Origin of the sequence: Ensifer sp. 22521, from assembly GCF_052044795.1 — a bacterium.
In the GTDB taxonomy this organism is placed as follows: Bacteria; Pseudomonadota; Alphaproteobacteria; order Rhizobiales; family Rhizobiaceae; genus Ensifer.
Genome location: NZ_JBQENM010000021.1, coordinates 32,026 through 57,587 on the forward strand (window position 1 = coordinate 32,026; position 25,562 = coordinate 57,587).

General features: G+C 60.0%; 23 protein-coding genes, 1 tRNA gene and 1 pseudogene. 10 read left to right on the forward strand and 15 right to left on the reverse strand.

What is annotated here, in order from left to right; genetic code table 11:
* Nucleotides 1-143 precede the first annotated feature (143 nt).
* From ACTJKE_RS26405 to ACTJKE_RS26420, 4 genes are all read right to left on the reverse strand, one after another.
* Entirely contained in the window at nt 144-554 is a 411-nt protein-coding gene (locus ACTJKE_RS26405) for a GFA family protein (RefSeq protein WP_440638481.1), read from the reverse strand.
* A gap of 368 nt (nt 555-922) precedes the next feature.
* Nucleotides 923-3,016: an oxidoreductase gene (locus ACTJKE_RS26410; RefSeq protein WP_113511264.1), complete on the reverse strand. Its 2,094-nt coding sequence runs from the start codon at nt 3,014-3,016 to the stop codon at nt 923-925.
* Between the two features lie 232 nt (nt 3,017-3,248).
* Nucleotides 3,249-3,344 (reverse strand) — tRNA-Sec (locus ACTJKE_RS26415).
* 68 nt (nt 3,345-3,412) lie between these two features.
* Nucleotides 3,413-3,715 (reverse strand): tyrosine-type recombinase/integrase, encoded by a 303-nt coding sequence (locus tag ACTJKE_RS26420; RefSeq protein WP_440638477.1) that lies wholly within the window; start codon nt 3,713-3,715, stop codon nt 3,413-3,415.
* A 511-nt stretch (nt 3,716-4,226) separates the two neighbouring features.
* On the opposite strand from ACTJKE_RS26420, the gene ACTJKE_RS26425 reads away from it, so the two are divergent.
* Nucleotides 4,227-4,436, forward strand: coding sequence for a cold-shock protein (locus ACTJKE_RS26425; RefSeq protein ID WP_058321929.1), 210 nt, complete (start codon nt 4,227-4,229; stop codon nt 4,434-4,436).
* A gap of 444 nt (nt 4,437-4,880) precedes the next feature.
* Here ACTJKE_RS26425 and ACTJKE_RS26430 read toward each other — a convergent pair whose 3' ends face one another.
* The 4 genes from ACTJKE_RS26430 to ACTJKE_RS26445 all read right to left on the reverse strand — a co-directional run bounded on the left by ACTJKE_RS26430 (nt 4,881) and on the right by ACTJKE_RS26445 (nt 7,085).
* Nucleotides 4,881-5,117, reverse strand: a complete 237-nt coding sequence (locus ACTJKE_RS26430) for a hypothetical protein (RefSeq protein ID WP_058327206.1) — start codon at nt 5,115-5,117, stop codon at nt 4,881-4,883.
* A gap of 350 nt (nt 5,118-5,467) precedes the next feature.
* Nucleotides 5,468-5,752, reverse strand: a complete 285-nt coding sequence (locus tag ACTJKE_RS26435; protein WP_440638474.1) for a hypothetical protein — start codon at nt 5,750-5,752, stop codon at nt 5,468-5,470.
* Nucleotides 5,753-5,996: 244 nt separating this feature from the next.
* Nucleotides 5,997-6,491: a hypothetical protein gene (locus ACTJKE_RS26440; protein ID WP_440638472.1), complete on the reverse strand. Its 495-nt coding sequence runs from the start codon at nt 6,489-6,491 to the stop codon at nt 5,997-5,999.
* Nucleotides 6,492-6,785: 294 nt separating this feature from the next.
* On the reverse strand, nt 6,786-7,085 hold the full coding sequence (locus tag ACTJKE_RS26445; protein ID WP_113511285.1) for a hypothetical protein: 300 nt from the start codon (nt 7,083-7,085) through the stop codon (nt 6,786-6,788).
* 478 nt (nt 7,086-7,563) lie between these two features.
* Here ACTJKE_RS26445 and ACTJKE_RS26450 point away from each other — a divergent pair, with 478 nt between their 5' ends.
* The 3 genes from ACTJKE_RS26450 (at nt 7,564) to ACTJKE_RS26460 (ending at nt 8,832) form a co-directional block, all read left to right on the forward strand.
* Nucleotides 7,564-7,806, forward strand: a complete 243-nt coding sequence (locus ACTJKE_RS26450; protein WP_113511260.1) for a type II toxin-antitoxin system Phd/YefM family antitoxin — start codon at nt 7,564-7,566, stop codon at nt 7,804-7,806.
* Complete coding sequence (locus tag ACTJKE_RS26455) at nt 7,806-8,198, forward strand: type II toxin-antitoxin system VapC family toxin (protein ID WP_440638469.1); 393 nt, start codon at nt 7,806-7,808, stop codon at nt 8,196-8,198. The genes ACTJKE_RS26450 and ACTJKE_RS26455 overlap by 1 nt, the downstream gene beginning before the upstream one ends.
* Nucleotides 8,199-8,586: 388 nt before the next feature.
* Nucleotides 8,587-8,832 carry an AIR synthase-related protein gene (locus ACTJKE_RS26460; RefSeq protein ID WP_210179059.1) on the forward strand — a complete coding sequence of 82 codons (246 nt, stop codon included), beginning with the start codon at nt 8,587-8,589 and terminating at the stop codon, nt 8,830-8,832.
* Nucleotides 8,833-8,868: 36 nt separating this feature from the next.
* On the opposite strand, the gene ACTJKE_RS26465 is transcribed toward ACTJKE_RS26460, so the two are convergent.
* Both ACTJKE_RS26465 and ACTJKE_RS26470 read right to left on the reverse strand, forming a co-directional pair.
* Nucleotides 8,869-10,242 carry an enoyl ACP reductase FabMG family protein gene (locus ACTJKE_RS26465; protein ID WP_440638467.1) on the reverse strand — a complete coding sequence of 458 codons (1,374 nt, stop codon included), beginning with the start codon at nt 10,240-10,242 and terminating at the stop codon, nt 8,869-8,871.
* Nucleotides 10,243-10,727: 485 nt separating this feature from the next.
* Nucleotides 10,728-11,321, reverse strand: coding sequence for a GNAT family N-acetyltransferase (locus ACTJKE_RS26470; protein WP_058327242.1), 594 nt, complete (start codon nt 11,319-11,321; stop codon nt 10,728-10,730).
* Between the two features lie 220 nt (nt 11,322-11,541).
* On the opposite strand from ACTJKE_RS26470, the gene ACTJKE_RS26475 reads away from it, so the two are divergent.
* From ACTJKE_RS26475 to ACTJKE_RS26495, 5 genes are all read left to right on the forward strand, one after another.
* On the forward strand, nt 11,542-13,617 hold the full coding sequence (locus ACTJKE_RS26475) for a carboxy terminal-processing peptidase (RefSeq protein WP_113511258.1): 2,076 nt from the start codon (nt 11,542-11,544) through the stop codon (nt 13,615-13,617).
* Nucleotides 13,618-13,981: 364 nt separating this feature from the next.
* Complete coding sequence (gene cysP / locus ACTJKE_RS26480; protein WP_440638464.1) at nt 13,982-14,968, forward strand: thiosulfate ABC transporter substrate-binding protein CysP; 987 nt, start codon at nt 13,982-13,984, stop codon at nt 14,966-14,968.
* Between the two features lie 84 nt (nt 14,969-15,052).
* A complete protein-coding gene (cysT, locus tag ACTJKE_RS26485) occupies nt 15,053-15,874 on the forward strand; it encodes a sulfate ABC transporter permease subunit CysT (RefSeq protein WP_112994878.1) in 822 nt (273 codons plus the stop codon).
* Between the two features lie 2 nt (nt 15,875-15,876).
* The gene (gene cysW, locus ACTJKE_RS26490) at nt 15,877-16,755 is read left to right on the forward strand and encodes a sulfate ABC transporter permease subunit CysW (RefSeq protein ID WP_058327199.1); all 879 of its coding nucleotides are present in this window, start codon (nt 15,877-15,879) and stop codon (nt 16,753-16,755) included.
* Nucleotides 16,752-17,771 (forward strand): sulfate/molybdate ABC transporter ATP-binding protein, encoded by a 1,020-nt coding sequence (locus ACTJKE_RS26495; protein ID WP_058327198.1) that lies wholly within the window; start codon nt 16,752-16,754, stop codon nt 17,769-17,771. The genes cysW and ACTJKE_RS26495 overlap by 4 nt, the downstream gene beginning before the upstream one ends.
* 191 nt (nt 17,772-17,962) lie before the next feature.
* Here ACTJKE_RS26495 and msrA read toward each other — a convergent pair whose 3' ends face one another.
* The 5 genes and pseudogenes from msrA to ACTJKE_RS26520 all read right to left on the reverse strand — a co-directional run bounded on the left by msrA (nt 17,963) and on the right by ACTJKE_RS26520 (nt 23,495).
* Nucleotides 17,963-18,469 (reverse strand): peptide-methionine (S)-S-oxide reductase MsrA, encoded by a 507-nt coding sequence (gene msrA, locus ACTJKE_RS26500; RefSeq protein ID WP_058327197.1) that lies wholly within the window; start codon nt 18,467-18,469, stop codon nt 17,963-17,965.
* Between the two features lie 208 nt (nt 18,470-18,677).
* Nucleotides 18,678-18,875, reverse strand: coding sequence for a hypothetical protein (locus tag ACTJKE_RS26505; RefSeq protein ID WP_245296090.1), 198 nt, complete (start codon nt 18,873-18,875; stop codon nt 18,678-18,680).
* 253 nt (nt 18,876-19,128) lie between these two features.
* Nucleotides 19,129-20,355, reverse strand: coding sequence for an alanine racemase (locus tag ACTJKE_RS26510; protein ID WP_082663499.1), 1,227 nt, complete (start codon nt 20,353-20,355; stop codon nt 19,129-19,131).
* A gap of 40 nt (nt 20,356-20,395) precedes the next feature.
* A pseudogene (locus ACTJKE_RS26515) lies at nt 20,396-22,275 on the reverse strand (ABC transporter ATP-binding protein).
* 266 nt (nt 22,276-22,541) lie between these two features.
* Nucleotides 22,542-23,495 carry a LysR family transcriptional regulator gene (locus ACTJKE_RS26520; protein ID WP_058327240.1) on the reverse strand — a complete coding sequence of 318 codons (954 nt, stop codon included), beginning with the start codon at nt 23,493-23,495 and terminating at the stop codon, nt 22,542-22,544.
* Nucleotides 23,496-23,619: 124 nt separating this feature from the next.
* On the opposite strand from ACTJKE_RS26520, the gene ACTJKE_RS26525 reads away from it, so the two are divergent.
* Nucleotides 23,620-25,548, forward strand: a complete 1,929-nt coding sequence (locus tag ACTJKE_RS26525; RefSeq protein ID WP_113511251.1) for an ABC transporter substrate-binding protein — start codon at nt 23,620-23,622, stop codon at nt 25,546-25,548.
* Nucleotides 25,549-25,562 lie beyond the last annotated feature (14 nt).

Genomic DNA, 25,562 nt, shown 5'->3' on the forward strand with positions numbered 1-25,562 from the left:
TGGAGCAGCGCGCGCGAGAAGGCGATCAGCAAGTTCTTGCAGTGGATCCAAAGCCAAGTGTGATGGCGACGCGCGGCCGGGAGGGCGCGCAACCATGCTCGCTCTCACGCACGCCTCGACACTCTCGTCAGGTATCGTCGGCACTAGTCTTGGCCGGTCGGAAGGCCTTTGAAATGCCTGACCTTTTCGTCAATCTGCACCCACTTGTGCTTCGATTGTTCGAACACCGACAGGGCAGGTGGCGCGAAGGTCGGGTCGGCAAATGAGCCGACCGCCACCCCGATCCAGGATTGTGCGGCCTCGGCCTTCCAAAAGACGGTAGAACCGCATGTTGGGCAAAAATACATTCGCACCTTGCCTCCGCTGTCGCCCGTGCGAACGAATTCCGTAGACGCTCCGGAAATCTCGATGCAGTCGACAGAGTAGAACGCATTGGCGCTGAATGGCGCGCCAGTTCTTCGCTGACAAGCCAAACAGTGACACAGCGCGGTCAATTGCGGCAGTTCGCCAATCGTCAGTCTAAGAGCGCCACAGGTGCATTGGGCAGTGGCCATGGAAAGTCCTCCCGCTTGCGTGGTGAAAATACGTTGGAGGGGCGAAGGGCAGATCCGAGCCACAGATCCTTGCGGCAGAGAACGCGAAGAGGCTGCGGCCTGATATAATTTCAGGCGCGCCAAAATGACTAAGTAGTGCGCGACATTCCACGGTCTAGAGGAAAACTATACGAGGACGTATGGACGGTTCTTCGAGGTTATCTGCGCATGGACAGCGAACCGTTCATCACTACTCAGGGGTCCCAGAGTTCAACAGAATTGCCTTCAGGATCGTGAATGCGCGCAAGCCGGCAGGCGCGTATTTGCAACTCGAACGTCGAGCTTTAATGCGATGGTTGTGCTGAGGGCAACGCGCACCGGCGCGCCCGCTATCGGTTCCAGCCACCCAGCCTGTCGTGAAGCACTGCTATGTCTTCGCGCAGGAAAGGAGGGCAATCCCTGTCGATCTGCTCCTGGTAGGTTCGGGCATATTCGTGACCCGAATAGACGGCGGCGGCGATCAGGCCGGGCGCCAGACAGTCGCCTAGCCGGACAACAGTCTTGATCCCCGCATCGGCCCATTCCGCTTCCCGTGCTTTCAGGTCATGCCACAAGGTTTCATCGGGCAGCCGAGCCGTGATCGGGACAAGTGTGACGCAGTCGATCTGCCGCGTCTTTCCACTATAGACGCAGGAAAGCTCAAGCCGGTCCTTCGTGCGCCCGGCAAGCGCCATGGCAGGAATGATATCCACGCCGAGTTCGATGAGACGTCTTTGAACCCGTCCCTGTTCCAGCGTGTTCTTGCTCCACGGCGAAACCTGGGCTTCGGGCGTCACGAATGTCACGGCCCGGCCAGCCCTGGCCAGCATTTCAGCAAGCACGCTGCCCATATAGAAGCAATCGTCATCGAAGATTACGACCGGACCGTCGACGGACACGGCCGCGGCGCCGTCGACAAGAAGGGCGTCGGGCGAAACGAGGGCGCCTTCGGAAAGGAATTCGAGGGGCAGGCGGTGGGTGCGGCCGGCGCCGTCGCATCGCCAGTTCGCGCCGGTGGCAATTGCGACATGAGGCATGCCGTACTGAAGAACGTCGTCGGCGCTCAGCGGGCTGTGCAGGTAGAGTTGGGCATTCACCTGCGTGCCCAATTGCCCGATGCGCCAGTCGCGTACGCGGCCCCAGGTCGCAAGCCCTGGCAGGCGGCATTCGCGCGCGACCCGTCCGCCCCATTCTCCGCCCGCCTCGGCGAGTACGACGTCGACGCCGCGTTGGGCAAGAGCACGCGCCGCCTCGAGACCCGCCGGGCCGCCACCGATGATGAGCGCCGGCTCGGGCGCCAGCGACGTTGCAATAATCTCGGGGTGCCAGCCTTTGCGCCACTCTTCGCCGATTGTCGGATTCTGCGTACAGCGCATCGGCACGTTGGTATTGTCGCCGGAAGTGCAAATGTTGCAGCCGATACATTCGCGGATGTCGTCGATGCGTCCTTCCTCGATTTTCTTCGGCAGATAGGGATCGGCGATCGACGGGCGTGCCGCGCCGATGAAGTCGAGAATACCCTGGCGGATCACCCGCACCATGCTGTCCGGTGAGGTATAGCGCCCAACGCCGACCACCGGCTTGGTCGTGACGGATTTGACGAAGCGGATATAGGGCTCCTGGTAGCCTTCTTCGGAGAAGCGGGCCGTCTGACTGTCGTTGGACCAGTCGGAAAGGTTGACGTCCCATAGGTCGGGAAGATCGGCGAGCGCCGAGATGATGTCCTTGCCTTCTCCTTCGCTGGTAATACCGGATGGGCCCATCAGTTCGTCGACTGCGAGGCGTACGGCGAGTGCACAGGTATCGCCGATCGCCTCGCGGGTATCCTCCAGAATCTCCCGGAAAAGCCGCAGCCGGTTTTCGAAGGAGCCGCCATATTCGTCGCTGCGATCATTGTGGCGGCGCGACAGGAAGTGCTGCAGCACGCTCATGTCGTGGCCGGCATAGACATAGATGATGTCGAAACCGGCTCTCTTGGCACGCAACGCGGCATTGCGATACCAGCGGCGCATGTCAGCGATGTCGGCCTTGTCCATCGCTCGCGCCTGGACGGGGTCGAGGCTGTCGCTGATGGCATGCGACGGGGCAAGCGGGATCATGCGGCTGAAGCGGTTGGCGACATGCAGGCCATTATGCACGAGCTGGATGGCCGCCAGGCTGCCATGGTGATGGATGCGCTCGGTGACGGCCGAGAGCGCCGGCAGGTCGCCCTCGTCCCAAAGACGCGCTTCGTTGGCCGGCGTCAGGTCCGAGGTTGGATGGATTTCCGCTTCCTGGGTCGAGACGACCGCCCACCCACCTTCGGCTTTCATGCCGCGCAGGTGGGCCTCTGCGTTGGGATAACGGTATCCCATGCCGGAACAGTGCGGGACCTGGTAGAAGCGGTTACGCGCCGTGACCGGGCCGATCTTGACGGGTTCGAAGAGAATATCGAAGCGGGACATCGCTACTACCAGGATTAGAGATTTGATTGAGGCGGCCGAGGCCGCCGAAGCCCAGAATAACCGGGTGTGGCCGCGTCGCAAGATCATTGCTATACAATTGTATAGTTTCTTCCATGGTAAATTGTTTTGATGTCATTGCGCTCCGTCATGATCCCGCGCAGGCGACAGTCGGCCCGACCCCGATTAATCCTCAAATTGGGCGAGATTTTCGCGTTCAACGCGCTGATCGCCTTGGCGGAGGGGAGTGGGGGTCGAACCCACCCGGGACAGGCTCGCTGCCCCAACCGGATTTGAAGTCCGGCCGTCCCACCGGAGACGATTTCCTTCCGGGGCTTGATTTCATTACTCTTTCGCCAGAGGCGAGTGAGTTCATAGCCGGTGTTCGCTACCGATTTGCTACCCTTTGCTTTCGCTAGAGTCCCCTACCGCACGCCGGATCATCTCGTCAATCTGCGCGGCGGCATTTGCCTGCATACCCGGCATCACATGCGAATAAAGATCGAGCGTAATACCGATTATCGAGTGTCCGGGTCTCTCGCTAGCAATCTTGGGACGGACGCCTGCCGCAAGCAACTGGGTCGCATGTGTGTGGCGCAGATCGTGGAATCTTTCGTGCGGGAGGTTCAGTCCTTCGAGGAAGCTCAGCCAGCCATCGGTCAGCTTTCGCGGCTTGAGCGGCTGCCCCTCAAAGTCGCTCACGATGAAGGTGTCGTCGTCGCTTCTAACCCCTAACGCCAGCAGCCCCTCTGCCTGCTTTGCTTGATGAGTGCGGTAACCACCGACGGTGAGAGGTCAACACCCGCCCACGGCCCGACTTGGGCTCCTTTAATGAACACCTTCAGCTCTTTGCTCCGCACTCTCTACAATTGATGCTCTGGCCCCCGCGAAATCGATGGCTTCCAGCGGAGAGCCGCTATCTCTCCTCGTCTTACGCCACACCTCTACCACGCCGGGTCGCACTATGCTCGGCTATGGGAGCAGGCGGGGACAGCCTCGGCTTCCTCTCCAGACCAGAAGCTAGATCGATCCTACCGCGGATGCCGACTTGTTGACGACACATTGTGCCTGTAGGAGTTGCGCATCGATCTTGCTTGTTGAGCTTTGTTTCCTCGCTTTGGCGTTCAAGCCGACCTTTCTCTCAAAATCGATCTAACGCTTGGCTGACGCCATGTCGGCCAGGAAATTCAATTGCGATTGAAAGGAAATTGTTATGAACATTGGAACCGTAAAGTTCTTCAACAGCACCAAAGGCTTTGGCTTTATCGCCCCTGACAACGGCGGAACGGACGTCTTCGTTCACGCATCCGCAGTTGAACGGGCTGGGATGAGGTCACTTGTCGAAGGTCAGAAGGTCAGTTTCGAAATCGTGCAGGATGGTAGATCCGGCAAGAGCGCAGCGGACAACCTTTCTGCTGCTTAACAAATATCGCTTCTGGCCATTGACCACGGATGTACTGGCACTGGCTATTGAGGCGATATGTAGAAGGTCGGGTTTGCCCGGCCTTTTTTATTGACAAAGTGCCCACCCAAGGGCCGCCGTCTGCGCAGGGTGGTCGCCGTTCGATTGCATCAACGGGGTACGCTGTCGATGCGGTCGGATTTGGCCGCGCTAGGTGGTGTTTCATAACCAGTGAAGATAGTCGGCGCGGGTCTGAAACCATAAAAACGCCCATGGACGCGATGAGTAGCGCGAAAATCGCATTCGTCGCCATTGTCAGTTCGCCATTTCTGGCAATAAGACGCGCAAGCGCCCTTTAAGGCCTCGCGGTCCGTGCGGCTAGGGAGGGGGCCGGTTGTGTCCGGTATACCACACTTTCTCGCCGTGTGGTCGCAATTAGGTAAGGCCGAAGCTAAGCGCCGAGGTCTACGTAATTACCAATTGCACGATATGAGCAAAGGGGGTCATTGCCCACTTGCCGCTGTTATCCTTCGCGGTTTTGTAGATGATGAAGTCGCGCCCAATGGTAAAGGGTCCGTGCATCGTAATCTCATTGCCGGTGGAGAGAATGGCCCGAAGTTCGTTTGTGTGGCGTTGCTCAATCTGGCCCCTGATCAAATCGGATAGGACCTGATCCAGGATAATCGGTTGTGGGCCTTTCATTGGAATTCCCCGAATTGTTGCCGGCAGGGATTTTGATGGCGCCACAAATTACGACTGTAGGCAAGGCCTGTCGTCTCACCGAGTCATGGAGCGGCCGGTATGAGTTCAGTCATTCCTGAACGGAATAAGCCCAAAAATTTATTGGGTTGAGGTGTTGTGCTTTGGCACAAAAGTTGTTCACAGATCGTTCTAGTGCGTATTAGAGGCTGCTTTGCCTGGTTTCTCAACCGACAGGCGACGACTTCAGGATCTGACAGGTGTCAAATTCGCACTAATCCTAACGGGTTAGAAATCCTCTTTCGTACACGGCGCGTTCTCACGTCGTTCGGCGTATATTAGATCTTAAACTTTCAGTAGAAATTCAGGGTTTTGTAGGAGCTCTGTCGCGCATACGTGAGCGACAGAATCAACCAGATCAGCACAGCGGCTGTGATGAGCACAATCGTGATGGCTATGGCGATAATCTCCAACCTCAGCGGATCACGGTCCCCGTATTTTTCTGTTGTCCGACGAACCTCTGCGGTTGCGGAATCCTTCGCCTCGCCTATCACGTAAATCTTGTGCCCAATGGCCGTGATCTCGCACCCAGCCGCGATCAACTCATTCACGAAATCCGGGACTTCATTCGACGTCATCGACGGTCATCGCATGCCGGTTGACTACCGGATCAGGACCTTTGCGGGGGAGTATCAGACCTAAGCCGAAGTGCTTGCCTCAAAGAAATGACCCCGTCGCTTCCGACGGGGTCTCAGAGCGCGCGTACTATACCAACCGTGCTACATTAAGGGGCCGCATTCTTAAAACTGTCGATGGAACCCCAGCCTTTGATCCCTGGGGTCATCGGCAATGCAAACAACGGCCACCGATCCGGAATGTTCCCTATGCATCCGACTGATAGAAAGAGCTGCGGGACGTTTGCTCCCGCCACATCGCGTTGTCGAACAGCGCAGCCTCGTCGCTCACCCCATTGCGGAATTGATTGGCAATATGCCGGGCCAGGCTTTCGGCGCGTTTTCCAGAGCGCGGGATCCGACACCAGATGCACGCCCGATCGAATGTCCGTTGGAGCATATCAAGCTCGTCGGGGCTGAGTGGCTGGCCGGCAATCTCCTGGATCGAAACCTCCCGGGTGCCGCGCGTAAGCGAGTCCGCGTTCTCTTCCACCGCCGCCGATTTATAGTAGCCGATCATGTGTTTCAGAGCGCCGCTCTCCCGAGTGCCGCCTTGGTAACAGCTGATAATACGCCTTCCGATTGCCTCTGCGGCCTCGCAATTCCGCGACAGGCCGAGCCCGCGCAGGACGTCCACGAAGATCTGTTCGATCTGGTTGATCTCGTGAGGGAGAAGTACCTTTGAGTGGGTCGTGGGAGACATCACGCGACCTCCTGTAACCTGGGGCGAAAGCGTGAAGTCTTCCAGTCGTCGGGGCCCTAAATACTGCCCAGCGATAGAGACAGTATGCGCCGATCCGGCCGCAAAACAACCAAAGAAGTTGCCGCCGTGACGCTGCGACAATGCCGTGCCTCCGGCCTGACGTCTACAACCCTTTCGAACGATTGAAGAGGTTCGCGGTCCCCGGCGGGGCCTCGGCAATCTCCACGTATCACGCCTCAATCGAACGTCCGTCCCGGTTTCCCCGGGGCGGTGTTAAGCATGCGAGCGTTGCGGCTAGTAGTTAAAATAGACGGTCACGCCTTGTCGCCGTTCGTAGCGGTAATAATCTCGATAGCCGTAATACCGGGAATAGCGGGGGTAGCACCGGCCGTAGTAATCGCAGGGACGGTGGGCGTACGGCCGTTTCCAGTGGCGATCCGCGTGCTCATGACGATGTTTCCGGTGCCTTACCTGCTCGACATCGCCAGCCCGCACATGTTCGGATTTTGGCACGAAGATCGGCGCGGCGTTTAGCGGTAGCACGAAAGATGCCGCTAGGACCACGGCTCCGAGGGTGGGGAATAGCTTTTTCATTTGACGCATCCTCTCTAGTTCTCAGCTTGGCCTGAACCACAGATGAACCGTCGCGGCTCGACCGTTGCGGAACCTAGCCCTGAGGTGGACCCCAGAGCGCTGGGTCGCTTGGGGCTGGGGTCGCGCTCTGGGATCTCTGGCGCCAACGGCGGGGGCTTCCGATACCGTTAGTGCTTGGGCAGCAATGGCGGGCGAAATCAGATTCGGCAATGCGGATAGGACCTTTGCCCGAGCGCACCCGACCTAAGTCCGAGGTTTTTCCAACTTCAACCCGAAAGGTCCAATACGGCGCAGCTTAGCTGGGAAGCTTGCAACGGGCCCCAGAGCGCGGCAGTGCTGGGGCGGGGCGCGCTCTGGGATCCCTCTAGTTGCCTGCGTTTTCGGATCAGCTTGGCGTCAAAGTGAATTCTTCGGCGTGACCAGCTTGCTATCAGGCAGGATTCGAACTAAGTTTGTAAGACTAAGTTCGAGATTGGCCATGCACACTGTAAATATTCACGAGGCGAAAACTCATTTGTCCCGGCTCATTGAGAAAGCGGCGAAAGGCGAGTCCTTTATCATCGCCAAAGCGGGTAAGCCGTTGGTGAAGGTCGTTGCGGTCGAGGCACCTGCCGCCGACGAAACTCGTCGCGTCGGATTCATGGCGGGGCAGTTTTCCGTACCGGAAGACTTTGATCGGATGGGTGGCGAAGATATCGAGAAACTGTTTGGCGGCGAATGATGAAACTCCTGCTCGATACGCATCTTCTGCTTTTGGCTGCGGGAGAGCCTGGAAAACTGCCGCCCGCTGCTCTGGCTGAAATCGAGAATATCGACAATGTTTTGCTATTTAGCGCGGCGAGTCTTTGGGAGGTGGCCATTAAGCGCGGGCTTGGCCGCGCCGATTTTATCGTGGACCCTCGCCTACTTCGCCGCGGTCTCATCGATAACGGCTACCAAGAGCTCCCAATCACCAGCGAACACGCAGTAGCGGTGGATGGACTGCCAGCGATCCATAAGGACCCCTTTGATCGGATTTTGGTCGCTCAATCGATCGTGGAGGGTGTCACCCTGTTGACTGTCGATGAACTGGTCGGGCAGTATCCGGCCCCCATTCGCTGTATGCAAAAGTAGCTCGAAATCGCCTGCTCGCTCCATACGGAGCGAGCCGATGTTGACGAATTCCGGCGTTCCTCGGCTGCACCGAGGCGTAGGCCCTTCTAGGGGTAATTACCTTTGCAATTGGACAGATATCGACACGCGGCACGTTTGCGCCCGCGGCATTAAAGCGCCCAAACGTTCTGCTTGTTTGGTAACGGTCTTCCCCCAGACTTAAGGTTGAATTGCGCGCGGTTGTGGAGGTTTGAAAGCGCTGATACGCTCCCGCCGTCGCAACTTCGCTCAAGGGATTGCTACCGATTTGTTACCCTACTCGGTAGCACCATGAAGAACGGCGAGATACGCACGAGTACAAAATCGAGCGCTACGCCTCGCAATTTGGCATTTCTTGGGACGCCCACAATTGCTGGCGATAGAACTTGAAGTCCGGCCGTCCCACCGAAAACGATTCCTCTCCTCAGCGCTCGAACAGGTCGCGGCGATGGGGATTTATGCGCTGTTATCCGACCCGCAGACAAGCGGCGGTCTGCTCGTCGCCTGTTCGCGATCGTCCGCGCCTGAAGTGCTTGACGTCTTCAGCAAGCATGGGTTCGACGCGGCCGTAATCGGAGAGGCCGCGACGGGGAATGTGGCGTTGGTGGTCGCGTAGTACGCGTTGTCGACCGCGCCTGCGGGCGGGCCGCTTTCAGGCCACTTCGAGCTGAGAGTCTTGCGCCCCTTCCGCGACCGAGGGCGATTCCCATTGCATGTGGGAAGCGTTGAGCCGGCGCGCGACGATGTCGTGGTTGAGCCATTGGACGGGACCGGACGGTTCCGACGACGCGCCGAAGATAAGCTGGCCCGTCGCCTCGACCACAAGAGCACTCAGGTGGTCGCTGATCATGACCTTGCCGTCGCGATGCATCTGTGTGATCTCGTTGGACGTGCCGATCGTCAGATCGGACTGTGCTTGACTGTTCGCCATGGGCCACGCCGAGAAGTCGTAAAATGGACGCATGACTTCATTGGCCTGCATGTCGGTAATTTTCTGGAACACATCCTTCATCGTGAAGCCGTCTGCCAGAAGCTGCTGGCAGGCCTGCCACTGGTGCTCCGCCCAATGGCCGCCGTTCTCTTTCTTCAACGCAAGCAGTAGCGGTATCAGTGGGAGCTCGATGCCAGTGAAGACGTCGGACGAATTGGTCCGGATTTCGGGGCAGTTATAGACGGTCGCCTTGACACCCGCGGTCCAGGCATCCCGCGCGATGCCTTCGAGCCGCATCTTGGCGTAGCCTTGCGTGTAGTTAGTGTAGGTCTGCCAACGGTAGCTGCCGTCGATCAGGACGGCCGTTCCATGGTAGCCATAGGCCGTATAGCGGACTTGACCGCCCGATGCCTCGATGCGCTCGCGGATCGCCGTGCTGAAGTCGATGAGATGTCGGAAGGTGATTGCGGAGACTTCGTCGAAATTCTGCAGGATGAGCTTGCCCATATCGCTGTCGAGCAGGGCTTGCGACGACATGTGGCGGGCACCACGGCCCTTGTAGATTCGGTTGGCAATGACCAGGAAGACCTTCGCCTTCGGGATGCCTCCGGCCATTGTATGGGCGAAAAAGACGTTGCGGCCGCCGGCGATCATTCCGTCGAGAACGGCCATAACCTGCTTGAGCGCATTCGTGAACCGCGCGGTGGCGATGTCCCGGCACTGCTTAATGTAGTCCCAGTCGAGCTTGTCGTCTTGCCAGCTCTCTAGCGTCATGTCCGCGAGAAGATCGGTCGGGGTTGGGCCACCGGCCGGAGCGTCGAGATCGAAGCCCGCCATCAGAGGGATGTTGATGATCTTACCGCCCAGCCGCTCTTCGGCGGCGCAGAGTTCCTCGGCGTCCAGAGGCCGCAGCGCGTTGTTCTCATCGCGCCTTCCGACCGTGATCCCCACGATTTCCATACCAGCCCGCCGGGCTTCGTCGAGCAAGCCAGTCGCGTATCCGCGACCGAACAACTCGCCGAAGAGGACGAAAACATCTCCTTTGCGAAAGACGCTGTTTTCGGCAAGACGGTTCAATGCGATCGGGTTTTTCATACTGTCAGCTCTTTGGTCCGTTGGTCGTCGAGGGGTGACTCAGACGAACTTTGAGCGTCACATGACCACACTTGCCCGGAATAGGAAGTCATTTTAAGTGACGGTTCATTTCAAAACGTGAAGTCGCGCAAGGAAAGCGAGCGCCTTAGCGCAGCAATTCTGGCGTTTTGGGTGGGTGCTTTCCTGTCTCATGACCTCAACGCCGAATGTTCCAAGCCCGAAGGCAGGAGCGGCCGCTGCTCGATAACCCCCGAACGCATCCCGGGAGTGTCCACCGTTTTGGGGGTGATTCGTCGTCGGTTGTCGTGCGCCACGGACCTCCCCATGGCAGACAGACATACAGACATTCGAACCGATTGCACGTTAGACGAAGAAGATTGGCTGAGCCGACAGCAGCACAGGCATTCGGCGGTGAGGACGCGTGGCGGCCACGATCATGATCGGGCGAGTGCGCACGATTGAGGGCTCGAGAGATTGCGGGCTCATCAGCCATCCGATGCACGAAGCGGTTTCATCAGAAGCACCCAGTTTTCCGTATCGCCCTTCCAGCCTTCCCTGACACAGGCGAGCGTCGCCACTTGCGCGTAGCCGCTGCGCTCGTACAGTCGTCTGGCACCGACATTGTTGTCGGCAACGATGACGCTCATCCGACGGAGCGCCTGATCCCGCGCTATCTCTTCTGCCAGACCGAGCAGGCGTGAGCCAAGCCCTTGCCCGCGGTACTCGGGATAGCAGGCCAGTACATTGACATACCAGCTGTCGAGTGCCTTGTTTTCCAGTTCTTGCAGCGGCCGGAACAGGGCAGGGAAATCATCGGCAATTGGCTCGGGCTCCGATCCAATCGGGTAACCAGTCAGGCTTGCTACGGCGCCATCTCCGAAGTCCACGACTACAACCTGGCCTTCGCGCACCCTTTGCATTTGTCGGGCGCGACCCACGTCCCATGGATCCTGCCCGTCCTTTGCAAGCCCCTCCCAGATGTACAGGGGCAAACCCTCGCCCGCAAAGTTGACGAGATCGGCCAACGCCTTCGCATCTGCCTCGCTTGCAACTCGTAGCGGTGGTTCGAGCCGGATCATCTGGATCCTCCGGAAAGCTTTTGAGCGGACGCTCATCATATGAGGTTTTTCTGATGACGCGGAGGGCATTCTGACGGCGGCGGGGTCGACCTCGCCGTCGATTGAACGGTCTTTCGGTCGCAAGAACTGCCGAGCATGAGCCACCCGGTTGCCAAAAAACCATAATTGCTTCACCTAGATTGGCATAGACACTCGGCATTAAGAATTGGATCAACGCTGAATGCGCATATCATACGTCTTCCTTGGTGCATTTCTTGCATTCGTACAGTCCGCCTATGCTGAGGTCGCCCCACCGCCTGTTCTGGAGCCGCTGAAGCAACAGGCACAAGCTGCGCAGTTGAGTGCAAAATTTCTCACGCGTTTCAGCTACAAGCCGGTTCAACTCGACGACGCCTTGTCGGCCAGGATCATGGATCGGTTCATCGAATCACTCGATCCGGATCGCGTGCTTTTCCTGCAGGCGGACATCGACAGTTTCATGTCTGATCGCAGTGAGATCGACGATGCCATCAAACAGAAGGATTTGAAGATCCCGTTCGAGATCTTCAACGTATACGGGAAGCGCGTTGTCGACCGCATGAACTACGCGCGCGACTTGCTTAAACAGGACTTCGATTTCAGCACGCAGGAAAACTATCCCGTACTGCGCGACAAGGCGCCCTGGCCACAATCGGAAGCCGAGAGCAACGACCTTTGGCGCAAGCGCGTAAAAAGCGACTGGTTGCGTTTGAAGCTGGGCGGCAAGACCGACGCAGCCATTCGCGAAACGCTCACCAAGCGATATACAAACGCTCTCGATCGCGCCTACAAGTACAAAAGCGATGACGTTTTCCAGTCGTTCATGAACGCCTACACGACGTCGGTCGACCCGCACACGGATTACTTCGGCGCGAGCGCTTCGGCCGATTTCAACATCGCCATGAAGCTTTCGCTGGTTGGTATCGGTGCGGTGCTGCAGGAGCGCGACGACTACACGACGATTCGTGAACTCGTGCCCGGCGGGCCGGCGCAGCTGTCCGGCAAGCTTGCGGTCGGAGACCGCATTACCGGTGTTGGTCAGGGCAAGGGCGGTGCGATAAAAGAAGTGGTTGGCACCCGCCTGGATGAAGTCGTGCAATTGATACGCGGGAAGAAGGGCTCCGTCGTGCGCTTGGACATCCTGCCAGCAGATGCCGGGGCGGATGCCACGCATCGCGTCGTCACCCTGGTGCGCGATAAGATCAGCCTTGAAAAGCAGGCTGCGCAGAAGACCGTACTCACTGTGAAAGTGGGCGACGCCGAGCGTAAGATCGGCGTGATTACACTGCCGGCATTCTACGAGGATTTTGAAGCCCGGCGCAAAGGCGACAAGGACTACCGTAGCGCGAGCCGCGACGTGCGAAAACTTCTCGACGAACTCAAGCGGGAAAAAGTCGACAGCGTTCTTATCGACGTGCGCAACAATGGCGGCGGCTCACTGGACGAGGCGATCGATTTGACCGGCCTGTTCATCGGCAATGGTCCGGTCGTCCAGCAGCGCGGCAGCGACGGCAAGGTTGACGTAAGAAGCGCTGATTTTCCAGCGCCGGTGTGGACAGGCGCCGTGGGCGTTTTGGTCAATCGCGGCTCGGCGTCGGCTTCGGAGATTTTTGCCGCGGCAATCCAGGATTACGGTCGAGGCGTGATCATTGGCGAACCCAGTTTCGGCAAGGGCACAGTTCAAGCCGTCGTCAATCTTGACGAGATGGTTCGCAACAGCAAGCCCGAATTCGGTGAGCTGAAAGTGACGATCGCCCAGTTTTTTCGGATCGATGGCGGCACGACGCAGCTGCGCGGCGTGACCCCTGATATCAGCCTGCCGGGACTTTCCGACCCGACCAGCTTTGGCGAGACCAGCTATGACAATGCCTTGCCGTGGGCGCAGATCAAGCCCGCGAAGTATGCGCCCGCCGACACTGTGATGAGGTTGCTGCCGAAACTGCAGAGCCGCCATGATGTGCGGGTTGAGAGCGATCCGGACTTCCAGCGCCTGCTGAAAGACATTGCGGAAGTGAAAGCGCAGCGCGAGAAAGGGGAGATCTCCCTCAATGAAGCCGAACGCCGCAAAGAACAGACCGACCGGGAAAAACGACGGAAGTCCCGCGCGCTAGCAGGTGATGGCGACGACACTGGCGGAGATGATGGCCTCAATGCAAACGAGCGGAGCCTGAGTGCCGACATTGCGATTGAGAATGCCCGCAAGAATGCAAAGGACGTCCTGCTGAACGAGGCCGCCGCCATTCTTGCCGACGAGGCCGTTTGCAGGAAGGCGTGCTGACGGCGACCGCAGGGCGATAGGGAAGCACGGACGGGGACTAATCAGACCCCGTCCCGCGTCCAAGTGCGCGCTGCGTCCGACCATGTCTTCGTTCTCTGCAACTGCAAATTGGGGTTTGGTTCAGATACGTTCTCGAGCGCAAAGCTGACGGGCCCGCCGCTGGCGTTATCGCCGACGGGGCAGGTGCTTTGCGCTGTGATTGCGTCCGGGCAGACCAATTGAAGACCTGCGGGCAAAAAACTCCGCGAACTGTGGCGGAAACTAGACGGAATTTCTAAGGCGCTGCGCAACCAAAGTGCTCGGTCCCTCGCGCTATTGCACGCCCACCGGTAGGTTCTCGGGGAAGTCAACACCGGAGAATTGCATGAAACGCCTCCTCATTCTTGGCGCCGCCCTTGCCGCGCATTTCGTGACTCCCGCGAAGGCTGAGGAGCCCACAAAACTCCTCAACGCTTCCTACGACGTCTCGCGCGAGCTCTTCGTTGTTGAGAACGAGGCGTTCATCAAGCAGCATCCGGGCGTGACGATCGACCAGGCGCACGCGGGCACCTCCAAGCAGGCGCGCTCGATCCTCGAAGGCCTTGAGGCCGACGTCGTAACCTTCAACCAGACCACCGATATCGAGTTCCTGGCCAAGAACGGTTTCGTCGCCAAGGATTGGGCGAAGGCTTTCCCGAACAATGCCTCACCGTTCTATTCCTTCCCCTCGTTCCTGGTGCGGACCGGCAATCCCAAGAACATCAAGGATTGGGCCGATCTCGCGCGTGACGATGTTCACGCGGTCTTCCCCAATCCGAAAACGTCCGGCAACGCCCGCTACACCTATCTCGCCGCTTACGCCTGGGCCAAGGAGGCCTATGAGGGCGACGAGGCAAAGATCGCGGCCTATATCACCAAAATCTTCGACAATGTTCCCGTATTCGATACGGGCGGTCGTGCCTCCACGACAACTTTTGTCGAACGCGAAACCGGTGATGTTCTGATCACCTTCGAGGCCGAGACCCGCAGCATCGTCAGGCAGTATGGTGCCGACAAGGTCGAGAGCGTCATTCCGTCCGTCAGCCTGCTTGCGGAGTTTCCGGTTGCCGTCGTCGACAAGGTCGCCGAAAAACACGGCACGGAAGCCCTTGCCAAAACCTATCTCGATTTTCTCTACACCGAGGAAGGCCAGCGCATCGCCGCTGAGTTCGGCCACCGCGTGCGCAACGAGAAGGTCGCTGGCGAATTCAAGGATAAGTTCCCGGCAATCCGCCTCGTCAACGTCGACGACGTCTTTGGCGGCTGGAGCAAGATCCAGAGCGAGCACTTCGCATCTGGCGGGGTTTTGGACACGCTCTACGGCAGCCGCTAAGCGTCAAGCGGCTCTCGCCTTCAGCCAGCCCGGCAGACGATCCGTTTGCCGGGTTTCACCATGACATGACAAGGAAATGACCGCTTGAGACGCAATGTCTTGCCCGGATTACGCCTGTCGCTGGGTGTGACGCTGCTCTATGTGAGCTTGATCGTCGTCCTGCCGCTGGCAGCACTCGTGTTCAAGGCGGCGAGCCTTGGCCCTGCTGACTACTGGCAGATTGTCTCGTCGTCGCGGGCTCTCGCGAGCTATCGCGTCACCGTGCTCGCTGCACTTGCTGCGACCTTCTTCAATCTCTTTTTCGGCCTGGCGCTTGCCTGGGTCCTGGTGCGCTATCGTTTTCCGGGGAAACGCATCGTCGACGCCATGGTCGATCTGCCGTTTGCACTGCCCACGGCGGTCGCCGGTATTTCGCTGACGGCTCTCTTCACGACGAACGGCGTGTTCGGCTCCATCCTCGGCGATTTCGGCATCAAGGTCGCCTATACCCCACTCGGCATCATGATTGCCATGTGCTTCACTTCGCTGCCTTTCATCGTGCGCACGGTGCAGCCGGTCCTGGAGGATCTCGACCCGTCGCTGGAAGAGGCCGCTCAATCGCTCGGGGGCTCGGATTGGGCGATCTTCCGCAAGGTCATCCTGCCGCTCCTCACGCCGGCTCTTCTCGCAGGTGTGTCGCTCTCCTTCGCCCGGAGCCTTGGCGAATTCGGCGCGATCATCTTCATTGCCGGCAACCAGCCGATGTCGACCGAAATTACCGCTCTGCTGATCTTCATTCGGCTGGAAGAGTACGATTATCAGGCCGCCGCCGCGATCGCGTCCGTCCTATTGCTTGCGGCTTTCCTCATGCTCGGCTTCACCAATTGGCTGCAAGCGCGAGCGCTGCGTTACACGGCAAGGGGCTGACCATGGGAACGATGAGAACCGGACGTACCCCGCCGCGGGTCGGCGACGGACCATTCTTCCGTCGCATATTGATCGGCATTGTCCTCATCCTCGGTGCCTTCCTCATTCTCGCCCCGCTGCTGATCATCGGCGTCGAAGCCTTTGCCAAGGGATGGCAGGTTTATCGCGACACGATCCTTCATCCCGACACCCGGCATGCGATCATGTTGACAGTGCTTACCGCCCTCGTCGCGGTGCCAGTCAACACCGCCTTCGGCATTGCCGCGGCATGGGCCGTCACCAAATTCGACTTCCGCGGCAAAGCCTTCCTGCTGGTTGTCATCGAGATCCCGTTCTCGGTCTCGCCGATTGTTGCAGGCGTCGCCTACCTCTTCGTCTACGGCCTGCAGGGCCTTTTCGGGCCGACGCTCGATGCCTATGGCATCAAGATCCTGTTCGCCATCCCCGGCATCATTCTCGCCTCGATGTTCGTCACGGCGCCGTTCGTGGCGCGTGAACTCATCCCGCTCATGCAGTCCCAGGGCAGGGACCTCGAAGAGGCGGCGACCTCGCTCGGGGCATCCGGCTGGCGTACCTTCTTCTCGGTCACGCTGCCGAACATCAAATGGGCGCTGCTCTATGGTGTCGTCCTTTGCAATGCGCGCGTAATGGGCGAGTTCGGCGCGGTTTCGGTCGTGTCGGGCAATATCCGTGGTCAAACCAACACGCTGCCGCTCCATATCGAGTTGCTTTACCACGACTACCAGGCCGCAGGCGCCTTCGCGTCGGCGTCCATTCTGGCGCTCATCGCCGTCTTCACCATTATCGCCAAAGTGGCGCTGGAGCGCCGTGGGGCGGGCCGCGTCCGTCCGGCAGTCAATCCTGCGGAGAAAACAGCATGAAGATCCGCCTTGACCACGTCGTCAAGACTTTCCAAACCTTCCGCGCCGTCAAGGACGTCTCCCTGGAGGTTCAAAGCGGCGAGCTTGTTGCGTTGCTCGGTCCGTCCGGTTCCGGCAAGACGACGATCCTGCGGATGGTCGCGGGCCTCGAATTCGCCGATGGCGGCCACATCTATTTCGGCGATCAGGATGCGACCGACATACCGGTGCGCGACCGCGGCGTCGGCTTCGTGTTCCAGCACTATGCACTTTTCCCGCACATGACCGTGGCTGAGAACATTGCCTTCGGCATGGACGTGTCGAAGGTCAAGCGCGAGAAGGCAGTGATCCAGGCGCGGGTGACGGAACTCTTGCGGCTGGTGCGCCTCGAAGGGCTGGGCGACCGGTTTCCGGCGCAAATCTCCGGAGGGCAGCGCCAGCGCGTTGCGCTTGCCCGCGCCCTGGCGGTCGATCCGAAAGTGCTCCTGCTCGATGAACCTTTCGGTGCCCTGGATGCGAACGTCCGTCGAGAGCTACGCCGCTGGCTGCGCGAGATCCATACGACGCTCGGCATCACGACGCTGTTCGTCACCCACGATCAGGAAGAGGCACTCGACCTAGCCGATCGCGTCGTGATCCTGAAGGATGGCCACATCGTTCAACAGGGAACACCCGAAGCCGTCTGCCGCGACCCCAAGTCGGCATTTGTCATGAAGTTCCTGGGCGATGCCAACATGCTCTCTGCCGAAGTGCGCGACGGCAGGGCCTATGCCGACGGCGCGGTGATCGAGGCGGCGGGGTTGGCAGATGGCAAGGCTGAACTCTACGCCCGTCCGGGTGATCTCGACTGGGTGCCGCAGGGGGGCGGCATCGCAGCCACGATCAGCCGGGTCATGGACAGGCCTAGCGGTCGCCGCGTGATTGCGACCACCCGCAGCGGCGTGCATCTGGAACTCGACCTGGAGGCGGAGCGGACCGTGAAATCCGGCGAAAATGGTTTTGTGACGCTGCGCCGTGCGAAGGTCTTTCCCGTCTAGGCGGTTGAAGCCGACCATCGCCGCTGTCCTATCGACTGCCCTCGTTGTCGGCAATTTCCCGAATAGGGATCAAGGTTCTCCGCCTTGAGCGAAACGCTACCTGTAAGCTCAACGCGCGAGACTGTTCCCGGCCAAGAGCCCATCCTACGCGGTTGGGCCCAAGTTCTTTCCAGCATCCCCACGTAGAGCGATCATTCCGCCGCCGACCGCTGGGGCAGAACCCAGTTCGCGCGCGGGAAATGGCAGGTGTAGCCGTTGGGATAGCGCTCCAAGTAGTCCTGGTGTTCCGGCTCGGCCTCCCAGAAATCTCCCACGGGCTCCACTTCGGTCACGACCTTGCCTGGCCACAGGCCTGATGCTTCCACGTCCGCGATGGTATCTTCGGCAATTCGCTTCTGCTCGTCATCGACGTAATAGATTGCCGACCGATAGGACATGCCAATGTCATTGCCCTGGCGGTTCTTCGTGGTCGGGTCATGGATCTGGAAGAAGACCTCCAGAATTCGCCTGTAGCTGATCCTCTCCGGATCGAAGAGGATTTCGATGCCCTCGGCATGGGTGCCGTGATTGCGGTAGGTTGCATTGGGCACGTCGCCACCGGTGTAACCCACGCGCGTATCGGTGACGCCGGGAAGCCTGCGGATCAGGTCTTGCATCCCCCAGAAACAGCCACCGGCCAGAACAGCTCTCTTGGTCATCCAGAATTCCTCCGGTTGATAAATACGCCTTGGTCTCATCTCCACTCAAGGGGAATGAACCGCCGGCGACGGAACTGTAATATAGGAACTCGTTTTGATCAGATCAGGTGGCCTTCGGGGCGAATTCCGAGCTGAGGCGCTGGAAGTTGGGTCGCTTAAAAGCGTTAAGCGTCGGGCACGATGCCTCCGGGGCTGTCGCGGCCGGATGCTACAACGCTCCCGGCTTGAGCGGCTCTGCGAGTCGCGTCAGCAGCGTTACTACTTCGGCCTGCAGGTCCAGGCAGATTTGCTGATGTTCGGATACCTGCTTCTCGCGGCGCGGAAGTTCCCGCAACAGATTGTCGAGGGTCATCGACTCGCGCGCATAGGCCTCGTAAAGGTCGTAGAGCTGTTGGTTCTTTGTCATGCGCAGGAGTTCGCGATGCCGTGGAAGCACCAGCGCAAGGCGAGCCCGGCCGAGTTGCACCAAACCCATATCGTCTTTTACCCTCTGCTCTAACCTGTGATCTGTACGATCCAGGTTCTCTCGTGCGGTCCAGCGTCCGAAAGCACCGGTGGAACGAGAAACGCTGCAAGACGAGGACGGTTCCCGGCGATGTGCAGCCGGGGCCGGAGTGCGAGGGAGAGAGAGTTGAGATTGGTAAAGCCGGTGACGCTCGTCAGGTCTGGCCGCTGCGGGCATCCACGGGGAGGCTGAGCGCGGTACCATCGACGCGACGTAGGATGAAACTGTCAAAGTTGGCGATCGAGGCGCAGGAGTGGTTGGGGAACACACGCACGCGACTGCCGAGCGGCAGGGGACGTCCCGAGAAGGGAACGAAACCATGCTCTTCGGACAGTCGTTCGAGTGTCCACATACCGGTTTCGCCGTCGCCTTCGGCGCTGACGACAGTGCCGAAGCCTGCACCACCCATGCCATGCGCGCCGCGATCGGAGCTCATGGACTTCGAGCCGGCGTCAATGACGAAGTGAGTGTCGTTGGAGGCAACGACGCGGGCGACCACGCAAAGCGCGAGGTCGTCGGCAGAGCAGATACCAAGCCGGAGCGCGGTGCCGTCCAGAAAGACGTAATTGCCGGGCCGGATACAGTCGACCTCCTGGGGCAGCGGCGCGCCCTGGCAAGTCGGCGTCGCGCCGACGGAAATGCAGTCGACCGCGATTCCGCGCTCGCGAAGCCGGTCGGCGAGACTGGCGAGGTCTGTCGCCTCATCGCGGGCGATTTTGGCTAAGGCGTGCGGTTGGGAAGCCGCGTAGGCATGTCCGGCGTGCGAAAGCAGGCCGGCAAAACGCAGGCCGTCGGTGGCGGCGATTCTTGCGCACAAATCGAGCGCTGCAGGACCATTGGGTTTGAGGCCGACGCGACCGAGGCCAACGTCGACCTTGAGGAACACGCCGATCTCGACGCCGTGTCGGTTGGCGGCTTCCGACAGCGCATCGACACCCGTTTCGCTCGCCGCAATCGTACGCAGCTCGACGCCCCGTGCCTTTACCACAGGCAGCAGGCGATCGAGTGACGCGGCGCGGACGATGGGATAGGCGAGGATGATCGACGGGATCCCGGCTTCGGCGAAGATCAGTGCCTCGCTGGGCTTGGATGCGGTGATGCCGCGCGCGCCTGCCTCGAGCTGCTGTCGTGCGATGTAGAGGCTCTTGTGCGTCTTCACATGCGGAAACATCGTGACGCCGGCCGCGTCGGCGCGCTGCTGCATGCCCTTGATGTTGCGCGTAAGCCGTCTCTCGTCGACTTCGATATAGGGCGTCGGTTGCTCGGCAGCCGTTGGACGCAGGAAGCCCTCGGCCTTCACCTCGTTTGCGCCGTTGTCGATGTCTGCCGACGCCATGCCGGCCGCGCTCGCAGCCGATTGCGTCACTTCGGAAGTGCTCATGTTGGGTTACTCTGATCTGGACGGGAAATTGCGGCCGTTGTCAGCCGGTTACGACCTGCCGCACGTAATGGCTCGATGAGATCTGCCGCATCGGCAGTTCGTGCGGCACGAAGTCCGGCCCACGCACCGCACTCGGGATTTCGTCGGACATCGGCTGGCGTCCTTCCGGGCGGCGTGTCGGGTCAGCGATCGGAACGGTCGATAGCAGCTTGCGGGTATAGGGGTGCTGCGGGTTGCCGAATACCGAGCGGCGATCGCCGATCTCGACGATCTCGCCGAGATACATGACGGCGACGCGGTGGGCGATGCGTTCGACCACGGCCATATCGTGGCTGATGAAGAGGAGCGCGATCTGCATTTCGCGCTGCAGGTCCATCAAGAGATTGATGACCTGCGCCTGGATCGTCACGTCGAGCGAGGCAACCGCCTCGTCGGCGACGATGAGACGCGGGTTGAGCGCGAGCGCGCGGGCGATACAGATGCGCTGGCGCTGGCCGCCGGAAAACGCATGCGGATAGCGCTCGAGGTGCTCGGGCGAAAGCTCGACCTTAGCCAGAAGCTCGGCGGCACGGGCGCGCATGACCTCCGTCGAGCCCAGCTTGTGAACCCGCATCGGATCCATCAGCGACTGCTCGATCGTCATGCGCGGGTTGAGCGAGGAGAAAGGATCCTGGAAGACCATCTGGGCTTCGCGGCGAAATCTCGCGAGGACGGGGCGCGGCGCGCCGATCAGCTCGGTTCCATCGAAGCGGATAGAGCCCGACCGTGGTCGATCGAGCTGCATGATCGAGCGGGCAACCGTCGACTTGCCGCAACCGGATTCACCGACCAGCGCCAGGGTTTCGCCCGGAAAGATATCGAAGGTGACGTTCTCCACCGCATGCACCCGGCCGGAGACGTGGCCGAACAGCCCCGCCGTCAGGTCGAAGCGCGTGACCAGGTTGCGCACCGAGACGAGAGGGCGCCGGGCGTCCGTCATTTGCGCAGACGCGTTCATTCTGTCGCCTCCGCGAGTTGCTGCTCCGGTTCAAACACCAGCAGCGGGAATTTTTCCGGCGCATCCTTGTCGGCCATGCTGCCGAGGCGTGGCACGGCGGAAATCAGGGCGCGTGTATAAGCATGCTTCGGTTTGGCGAAAATGTCGTAAACTGAGCCGGTTTCGACGATTTCGCCCTTGAGCATGACGCAGACGCGGTCGGCGACTTCGGCGACGACGCCCATGTCGTGGGTGATGAACAGCACTGACATACCGATTTCGCGCTGCAGGGCACGAACGAGATCGAGGATCTGCGCCTGAATGGTCACGTCGAGCGCGGTCGTCGGCTCGTCGAGGATCATCAGCGATGGGCGGCAGGCAAGGGCAATCGCGATCATGACGCGCTGGCGCATGCCGCCGGAAAGCTGGTGCGGATATTGGTCGAGCCGGCGGTCCGCATCGGGCACGCGGACGAGCTTGAGGGTGTTGAGCGCGACCTGGCGCGCTTCTTCCGGCGTCTTGCCCTGGTGATAGATCACCGCCTCGGCGATCTGGTCGCCGACGGTAAAGACCGGGTTTAGGCTCGACATCGGATCCTGGAACACGATCGAGATGTCCGCGCCGCGAAGAGCTTCGACGCGCTTTTCAGAGAGCTTGGCGAGGTCGGCGACCGGGCCGTCCTTCAATCGCATCAGCACTCGCCCGCCGGTGATGGTCGCACCGTCATACTCGGTCAGCCGCATGATCGTCATCGCCGTGACCGATTTTCCGGACCCGGATTCGCCGACCAGCGCGACGGTCTCGCCGCGCGCTATGCGAAAGGAGACGCCGCGTACCGCGCGCAGCTCGGCGCGAGTGTGGGCGGCGAAACAGACTTCAAGGTCTTCCACAGAAAGGATGACATCCTCGGGCAGTTCAGGTGTTGCGGATTTGGACAGGGACATCAGCACATGGACCCGATTGCGAGGGGACGTTGCGTCCTCAGGTCTCGCAACGAGGTTGCATCCTGTCAATATGGTTGAATGGCAGGGTCGTCCCGGTGAGGCGGACCGCCACGGCCTGTGCGCTGCACCACGACCTTCCGCCTAGGCCACAAAACCGAGTGAAATCAATGTGTCACGAATGTGGCAGGCGAAACTATGCGTTTCGTGCATTGAGCCGCCTATCTTCGCATAGGCGGCGATCCGCTGCATTCGGGCACCACGACGCTCTAGGCGGCGTCGATATCGACATCGAAACCACTTTTGTACTGCGGCAGCGCCGCGCACTGCTTGAGATGCTGCCACAACCCATCGCTGTCAGGACTGCCGGGACCGGCGCGTCTGAAGATCCGGATTTCCATTTCGAGTGACATCTGTGGGCCGCCGATCTGGGCAAGGCGGCCCTGCCGCATCGCTTCCGCCACGCAGATCTGCGGCAGCCAGGCGACACCGCGGCCGGCGACGGCCATGTGCTTCAGACCGTCGGCGAGGCCAGACTGGTAGACAGTGCTGAGATTGAGCGGGCGACGCCAGCGCGACTGGATCAAGGTCGCCAGCTTGCCGATGTAGCCGTCGCTCCAGGAATAGGCGAGGTAGGGGATTTCCGTGGTTTCGGACACGTCGATGTCGAACAGCGGGCGGCCATTTTCGTCGGTTCCCGAAACCAGGATGAGCCGGTCCTTGCCGATCTGCAGGGATTCGAACGGGCCGCCTTCCAATACCGGCGGGCCATCGGGATGCACATAGGTGATGGCAAAATCGCACTGGCCCGAGCAAAGGTGATCGATGCTTTCAAGGAAGTCGGCAGCATGCATGCTGGTGCGAAGGGGCAAACGCGAGATCAGCGGCGAGCCGATCCATTTCGGGAAGAAGTACATCGCCAGCGTATGCAGCGAAGTAAACGTCAGCATGGCCGAGCTCTCGCCGGCGACATTGCGGCAATCGGTGCGTAGCCGGTAGGCCTCGCGCACGAGGCGTTGGCAGCCCGGCAGGAACATCGTGCCGGCCCGCGTCAATTGCACGGGATAGGTGCTGCGGTTGATCAGGTCCGCGCCGATCCAGTTCTCAAGCGATTTGATGCGGCGACTAAAGGCGGGTTGCGAAATATTGCGTGCAGTCGCCGCCGTCGAGAAATTCCTGGTCGCGGCAATTTCCAGAAAATCTTCAAGCCATTGCAGTTCCATGCTGGCCCTCATGCGTGTTTTGCATAGTCTATCCTAATTACACATTGGACAGACGTGCAAGGGCTCTTCTAGCCTCCCCCATAACGAGAAGAAAAACTTCCGCCTCCACCAAATGGGAACAACGATGAAACGCACCTTAGCCCTGGCCCTCTGCCTGGGGCTCGGCATCGCGGCTGCGCCCGCTATGGCCGAGACCAAAAACCCCGGCACTTTCGTCTTCATGTGGACCGACGACATACAGTCGTTCGACCCAGCCTATATTGCCAACACGCCGAGCTCCTACGGCTCGCTCAATATCTACAGCCGCCTGTTGAACTTCAACGGCTCGAAGATTTCCGAGTTCGTGCCGTCGCTCTCGACGGAGGTGCCGTCGCTGGAGAACGGCCTCATCAAGCAAGGCACTGACGGCTCCGTCAGCTACACCTTTCCGATCCGCAAGGGCGTTTTCACCCACAAGGTCGGGATCAAGGGCGCCGACGGCAAAGTCACCTGGGAATATTACGACAAGCTGACGGACGCGCAAAAGGCGACGATCGAGCCGGGTTACGGCCAGATTACGCCAGAGGACGTGCGCTATTCGCTGCTGCGCGCCATCCTTCAGGGGCAGTCGTGGATGTCGAACGCGATCACCGAGGTGATCACCGCTGGCAAATACACCGACATCGCCAAGTGGGTAGAGACCGAAGGTGAGGTCAAATCCATCAACGACGCCAGCCCCGAGGTTTTACGCAAGGTCTATGATCAACTCGCGTCGCAGATCGTCGTCGATGGCGACAACGTCACGCTCAAGCTGCCAAAGTCGTTTCCGGCAACGCTTGGCGTGATCGCGCTGCCTTTCGGCACCTCGGTTCTCGACAAGGAATGGGTCGCTTCCGTCGGCGGCTGGGATGGCTCTGGCGACACCTGGAAGGCTCATTACCGTCCGGAACTCGGCGCCAATCCGCTGTTCGCCGAAGAAAACGGCACCGGCCCCTTCATGCTCGAGGAATGGGATCGCACCGACCGGCGCATCACCCTGAAGCGCTTCGACAATTATTTCATGGGGCCGGCCAAGCTCGAGCGCGTGGTCATGCGCACGGTGCCGGAATGGACGACGCGGCGTCTGCAACTGCTGTCCGGCGACGCCGATTTCGTCACGGCCCCCGTCGAGTTCATCGACGAGCTCAGCAAGACCGAGGGCGTCAAAGTCATCGACGGCCTGCAGAAAGTGTTCTCGCGCGGCATCTTCTTCGCCTGGCCACTCGATGACAACGACAACCCGGCTATCGGCAGTGGCAAACTGGACGGTGCCGGCATCCCGCCGGACTTCTTCGCAGACATCGACGTGCGCAAGGGCTTCAACTACGCCCAGAACTACGATGCGCTGCTGAACCAGGTGCTGCTCGGCAAGACGGTGCAGTCGCGCGGGCCGACAGTGCGCGGCATCATGGGCTATCGCCCGGACTCGCCTGTTTACAGCTACGATCCCGCCAAGGCCGAGGAACACTTTAAGAAGGCGTTCGGCGGCAAGCTCTGGGATACCGGCTTTACCTTCACGGCCTATGTGACCGAAGGCTACCCGCAGCTGACCGCAGCGCTCTCGGCCTTGCAGCAGGGCCTTTCGCGCATCAATCCGAAGTTCAAGATGCAGATCCAGGCGCTGCCATGGGCATCCGTTTCGGACAAGCTCAACAACCGCGAAAAGCCGGCAGCACCCTTGACCGTAATGGGCTGGGGTCCGGACTATTCCGATCCGGGCGGTCCGCTCGGCGCTGCCAGCTACTATCTCTCGCCCACGGGCCTCGTCGGCGGCATGGTCGGCCAAGGTTACCGCGACCTGATGGCCGAGAAATTCAAGCCGCTGCTCGACGAAGCCTGGGCCTCGGTCGATCCCGCCGTGCGCGAGCCGATCTACGCCAAGCTGCAGGAAATGTCGTACGATTACGCCACCACCCAGTTCCTCTGGGAGGACTTCGGCTACGTCGTCACCCGCAGCAATATCGATGGCTATGTCGACAACATGATCCTCTACGGCGCCTGGGACTTCTACCCGGTCACCAAGGCCAACGACTGATTGGCGAGTGCGCG